Below are 5,004 nucleotides of genomic sequence, written 5' to 3' on the forward strand. Positions count from 1 at the left end.
CAAAGGCATCGTCGTGGCGGACTCCATAGTCACGTTCCAGTTCGCCAAACAGCTCCTTGATCCGCGCTCCGCTAATATGCTCCACGATGGTGCCGCAGTTGGTGGTGGTGATGGTCAGCTTTTCGGGGTCGGAATCCAGCAGACGAGGGACGTAGTCGCAGCCGCGCTCCTCCAGCAGGCGCAGGACCCGGACTTCGTTCTCGAATCGTTCCTTCGCATTGTGCCCCTTGAACTGCTTATGGACTTTCCCGTCGTAGCCGATGTGGACGATTGCTCGGGCGGTGTTTTTGGCTTCTCGCATGGTGGAAGATACGAACACTCCGGCCTGCGGGGTGTATGTGCAAGGAGGAGGGCAGGGAACAGCCTTCTAAAGCTGTGGGGGCTCAAGAATCTCAAAAAATTATCTCGCATGTGGCATGCGACATGCTCTTTTCGCGGGAGCTGTCGCCGGAGGATAATTTTCCGAAGGCCAAGCTACAAATCCATACACATTCAACCATGGCCAAATACAAACTCGAATATCTCTGGCTGGACGGTTACGAGCCCGTCCGCAACCTCCGCGGCAAGACCCAACTCAAGGACTTCGACAGCTTCCCAACACTGGAGCAACTGCCAGACTGGGGCTTTGACGGCTCCTCGACTCGCCAGGCTCCTGGTGGCAGCTCTGACTGTGTGTTGAAGCCCGTTGCAGTGTATCCTGACAGCACCCGCAAAAATGGCGTCTTGGTCATGTGCGAAGTTTACAATGCCGATGGCACTCCCCACGCCTCGAATGATCGCGCCACCATCCTTGATGATCCCGATGCCTGGTTTGGCTTCGAGCAGGAATACTTCCTCTATCAGGACGGCCGTCCGCTTGGTTTCCCCGAGCACGGTTATCCTTCCCCTCAGGGCCCCTACTACACGGGTGTCGGCTACAACAACGTGGGTGACATCGCCCGTCAGATCGTTGAAGAGCACCTCGACATCTGCCTTGATGCAGGCATCAACCATGAAGGCATCAACGCCGAAGTGGCCAAGGGACAGTGGGAATTTCAGATCTTTGGCAAGGGCTCCAAACGTGCCGCTGACCAGATCTGGGTCGCCCGTTACATCCTTGAGCGTCTCTGCGAGAAGTATTGCGTGCAGGTTGAGTATCATTGCAAGCCCCTCGGCCCGACCGACTGGAACGGCTCCGGCATGCACTGCAACTTCTCCACGAAATACATGCGCGAAGTCGGCGGCGAGCCCTACTTCCTCGCCCTCATGGCCGCGTTCGAGAAGAACTGCGCCGAGCACATCGCCGTCTATGGCCCTGACAATCACATGCGCCTGACCGGTCTGCATGAGACCCAGTCCATCGACCAGTTCTCCTGGGGCATCGCCGACCGTGGTGCGTCCATTCGCGTCCCGCACAGCTTCAAGAACAACGGCTGGAAGGGTTACCTCGAAGACCGTCGTCCGAACAGCCAGGGCAATCCTTACCAGATCGCCTCCCGCGTGCTCAAGACGATCGCCGAAGTGCCGACGAAGTAAATCGTCCTGCCTATCAATCCACGAACGCCGCCTGGAAACAGGCGGCGTTTTTTGTTTTAGAGGTGGCGTTTGCAAAGCGGCACCATCGGGCTAGTTGGAAGCGTATCCCCAACCTCATGCCCACTGAACAAGACATCCGCACCGCCCTAGGCAACGTCCGCTATCCCGGCTTCAGCCGCGACATCATCTCGTTTGGACTGGTCAAAAGCATTCTGATCGACGGGGCGGATGTCACGGTCGAAATCTCCGTCGCCACCCGTGATCCCAACATCCCGCGTCTGATTCATGAGCAGGCGATGGACGCCTTGAAGAAGGTGGCCGGCGTGAGCGACGTGAAGCTGAACTTCGACATCAAGGATCCGCCCGGCGCGGGCGTGACGGCTTCAGAGAAGCTCGGCAAATCGAGCCTTCCCGGTGTGAAAAGAGTCATCGCAGTGGCCTCCGGCAAAGGCGGTGTTGGCAAGAGCACCGTCGCATCAAACCTCGCGGTGGCCCTCAGCCAGAGCGGACTTCGCACCGGTCTGTGCGACTGCGATTTGTACGGCCCCAGCATCGCGCACATGTTCGGCACGGACGAGCGCCCGTATCAGAATGACGAGCAGCAGATCGTGCCGATCGAAAAGAACGGCCTGCAGCTCATGTCCATGGGCTTTCTGCTGGAGGATGCCTCACCTGTCATCGTGCGCGGCCCCATCGCCACGCGCTACACTCAGCAGTTTTTGCGTCAGGTCGCGTGGGACAATCTCGACGTGCTCGTGCTCGACCTGCCGCCGGGCACGGGGGACATCCAGCTCACCATCGTGCAGACCGTCGCCCTCGACGGCGCGGTCATCGTCACCACGCCGCAGGAGATCGCGCTGATCGATGCGCGGAAGGCGGTGTCGATGTTCCAGAAGGTGAACGTGCCCATCCTCGGCATCATTGAGAACATGAGCTACTTCCTCTGCCCCAGTGACGGCCAGATTTATCATATCTTCGGCAAAGGCGGTGGGGAGCACGAGGCGAAACGTCTCGGCGTTCCGCTGCTCGGTCAGATTCCGATCGAAATGAGCGTTCGTGAATGCGGAGACGAAGGTCATCCCATCGCCCTCGAAGATCCGGAGAAATCTGCTTCATCCAAGGCCTTCCGCGAGATCGCCGCGAAGCTGAAGTGATTACTTTGCCTCCACCGCTGGCTTGTCTCCCAGTTGCAGCGTTGGTGCCTTCGCGTCCGCGCTGACTTCCAGGGCCAGCCAGTGGCCGTTGATGGCGTGAGCGGGGAAGCCGCAGGCAAAGGCGTATTCGCCTTCTTCATCGGCCACAAAGCTGAACTCCGCCTTCGACACCGCCAGGCCGACCTCCGGCTTTGGCACGCCTGCGCCGTCGAAGTAGGGCGCGCCCATCTGCAGCTTTTTGACCTGGTCCTTTTCCACCACGATGGCGCTGTGCGGGATGGGGCTGGGATTGATGAAGGTTACTTCGACGGTCCAGTCCTTGGGAATCGTGAAGACGGCCTTGCCGTGCGCGTAGCCGTTGAAGTTCATGCCGTAGTTAGCGGCGGTGTAGGTGGCGATCAGGATGACCTTCACCGTCTTGGGCTTGTCGCTCAGTTTCAGGAAATCGGCCTCCGTGATGCCGGCGAAGAGTTCCTTCTTCAATCCAGGGATGTCCACCGCATGCGCGTCATGACCTGCGGGGGGAGTGGCAGGCTGCTGGGCAATGGAAAATGACGAGGCAAGCAGGAGGGCGGAAAATAGGCGGCGGATCATGATGGTGGCGAATGGAAGCAGGCAAGATTCAACGCGCAAGGGAGGATCGAACTGTCGGGCATGGAGCGATCAATCTCGCCTTCCGCGAAAAAATCCCCCAAGATGTTTTCCAGGTTCCCGTGATGCGCGGCGAACACGACCTCATGAGCGACTCGCACGATCTTTTCCTCGAAACCCTGCAGCGCTACGAGCGGCCCCTCATCCGCTACGCGCACGGCTACACGGGCGACCTGGAAGACGCGCGGGACATCGTGCAGGACGTGTTTGTGAAGCTCAGCCAGCACCTCGCGACGCTCGACCACGAGCGCCTGGCCCCCTGGCTCTTCACCGTCTGCCGCAATCGTGCCCTCGACCATCATCGCAAACATCAACGCATCGTCGTCATGGAAACGGAAACCCTCGATCTCGAAGCCTCCGCCGACCCCGCGCCCAATGACGCGATGGAAAAGCGTGAGACCGCCACAGCCCTGCGCGAACTCATCGAAACCCTGCCCGTGCGGCAGCGCGAGGCCGTGCGGCTGAAGTTCATAGCCGGACTCGACTACCAGCAGATCAGCGCCGCCATGCAGACCAGCATCGGCAACGTCGGCTACCTCATCCACCACGGCGTCGCCGCCCTGAAGACCAAATGGCAGGCCCTCGACCAACCGCAGCCCGCGAAACTCAAACCCGCGCTGGCCTGAAACCTTCCACCCCCTTTTTGATCATGAAACCGGAACAAATCACCGCCTGGGCGCTCGATGAAGCCAGCGCCGAAGAACGCCAGCAACTCGAGGCGGCGCTGCTTGAGAATCCCACCGCAAAACAGACTGCTGAGTCGACAAAGGAATTCTGCCACTTCCTGCTCGCGGAACTGCGCGACGACTCACTCGCACTCACCGATGCGCAGCGGGATCGTTTGAAGGCTCAGGCCGCCGGGCAGTCTTCTCGGTTGACCGACGTGGCGGTGTTGCCAGCCCGCCAAACGAAATGGCGCACAGGCTTAGTGCGGCTGGCGATTGCTGCATGCGTTGTGTTGGGAGGATTCTGGACGTGGCATGCCTACTCGTTGAAGCAGACTGCGTCTGAGATTGCGCTCACCACGGATATCGGGATCAAGGTGAACCTTCCCAAAGCTACCAGTGCTCCTCACCTGAACGAGACTGAGTCACTTTTCCGACTCGGTACTGAAACAACCAAGCACACAAGGGGCGCAGAAGAGCAGCTAAAAGCGGTTATCCCCAAGCCGCTTACGCAGCTTTCCGGTGTCGATTTTGACTCACCTCAGCTTCCACAACATCTTGGGCTCAAGGATGTGCCGACAAAGATGACAGAAGGCGATGTCTCCGAATTGAAGAAGATTCAGGATCAGGCTGCCTATGGATTGAGCTTTGACCAGTCCTCAAAATCTCCTGTGACTCCGCAACCTGGCTTGATCGCCAGTTCTGGCGGAAACGGCTCGATGACAACAGGATTCGCGACTGTTGGCACTTTGCAGGCGCCCGCGCAGCCGGTCGATGTGGCGGGTGTGAGCGCGCTGACCAAGGCGGGTGAGGGCTCGTTGACATTGTCGAGTGGCAACACGTTCACAGGGGGGACGACAGTGAATGCAGGCGACCTCCTGACCATCAATGGCAGAGGAGGCAGCGCCACCGCGTTTCCCTCAGCCGGTAGAATGGCCGGTGGGGCGGGCGGATACCTCGATCTGAATGAGCCTGCGGCACGGCCTGGTGTCACGGCAATTGCAGGGAACGATATCTCG

6 protein-coding genes are annotated in these 5,004 nt (G+C 59.4%); 4 read left to right on the plus strand and 2 right to left on the minus strand.

Features of this window, described 5'->3' with window-relative positions; genetic code table 11:
- On the minus strand, window positions 1-301 hold a 301-nt coding region (locus KDL09_RS20150), incomplete at its 3' end, for a serine/threonine protein phosphatase (RefSeq protein ID WP_294389152.1).
- A 197-nt stretch (window positions 302-498) separates the two neighbouring features.
- Here KDL09_RS20150 and KDL09_RS20155 point away from each other — a divergent pair.
- The gene (locus tag KDL09_RS20155; RefSeq protein ID WP_294389154.1) at window positions 499-1,515 is read left to right on the plus strand and encodes a glutamine synthetase beta-grasp domain-containing protein; all 1,017 of its coding nucleotides are present in this window, start codon (window positions 499-501) and stop codon (window positions 1,513-1,515) included.
- Window positions 1,516-1,631: 116 nt separating this feature from the next.
- Window positions 1,632-2,669, plus strand: a complete 1,038-nt coding sequence (locus tag KDL09_RS20160) for an Mrp/NBP35 family ATP-binding protein (RefSeq protein WP_294389156.1) — start codon at window positions 1,632-1,634, stop codon at window positions 2,667-2,669.
- Here KDL09_RS20160 and KDL09_RS20165 read toward each other — a convergent pair whose 3' ends face one another.
- Window positions 2,670-3,263 carry a sulfocyanin-like copper-binding protein gene (locus KDL09_RS20165; RefSeq protein WP_294389158.1) on the minus strand — a complete coding sequence of 198 codons (594 nt, stop codon included), beginning with the start codon at window positions 3,261-3,263 and terminating at the stop codon, window positions 2,670-2,672.
- Window positions 3,264-3,406: 143 nt separating this feature from the next.
- On the opposite strand from KDL09_RS20165, the gene KDL09_RS20170 reads away from it, so the two are divergent.
- Both KDL09_RS20170 and KDL09_RS20175 read left to right on the plus strand, forming a co-directional pair.
- A complete protein-coding gene (locus KDL09_RS20170; RefSeq protein ID WP_294389160.1) occupies window positions 3,407-3,946 on the plus strand; it encodes a sigma-70 family RNA polymerase sigma factor in 540 nt (179 codons plus the stop codon).
- Between the two features lie 23 nt (window positions 3,947-3,969).
- Window positions 3,970-5,004: autotransporter-associated beta strand repeat-containing protein (locus KDL09_RS20175; protein WP_294389162.1), on the plus strand; the 1,035-nt coding region annotated here is incomplete at its 3' end.

The sequence above is a fragment of the Prosthecobacter sp. genome, assembly GCF_020439865.1.
GTDB lineage: Bacteria > Verrucomicrobiota > Verrucomicrobiia > Verrucomicrobiales > Verrucomicrobiaceae > Prosthecobacter.

Bases quoted from the DNA above. Each gene is read 5' to 3' on its own strand.
- KDL09_RS20155 (WP_294389154.1), top strand. From the start codon at position 499: ATGGCCAAATACAAACTCGAATATCTCTGGCTGGACGGTTACGAGCCC.
- KDL09_RS20160 (WP_294389156.1), top strand. From the start codon at position 1,632: ATGCCCACTGAACAAGACATCCGCACCGCCCTAGGCAACGTCCGCTAT.
- KDL09_RS20165 (WP_294389158.1), bottom strand. From the start codon at position 3,263: ATGATCCGCCGCCTATTTTCCGCCCTCCTGCTTGCCTCGTCATTTTCC.
- KDL09_RS20170 (WP_294389160.1), top strand. From the start codon at position 3,407: ATGAGCGACTCGCACGATCTTTTCCTCGAAACCCTGCAGCGCTACGAG.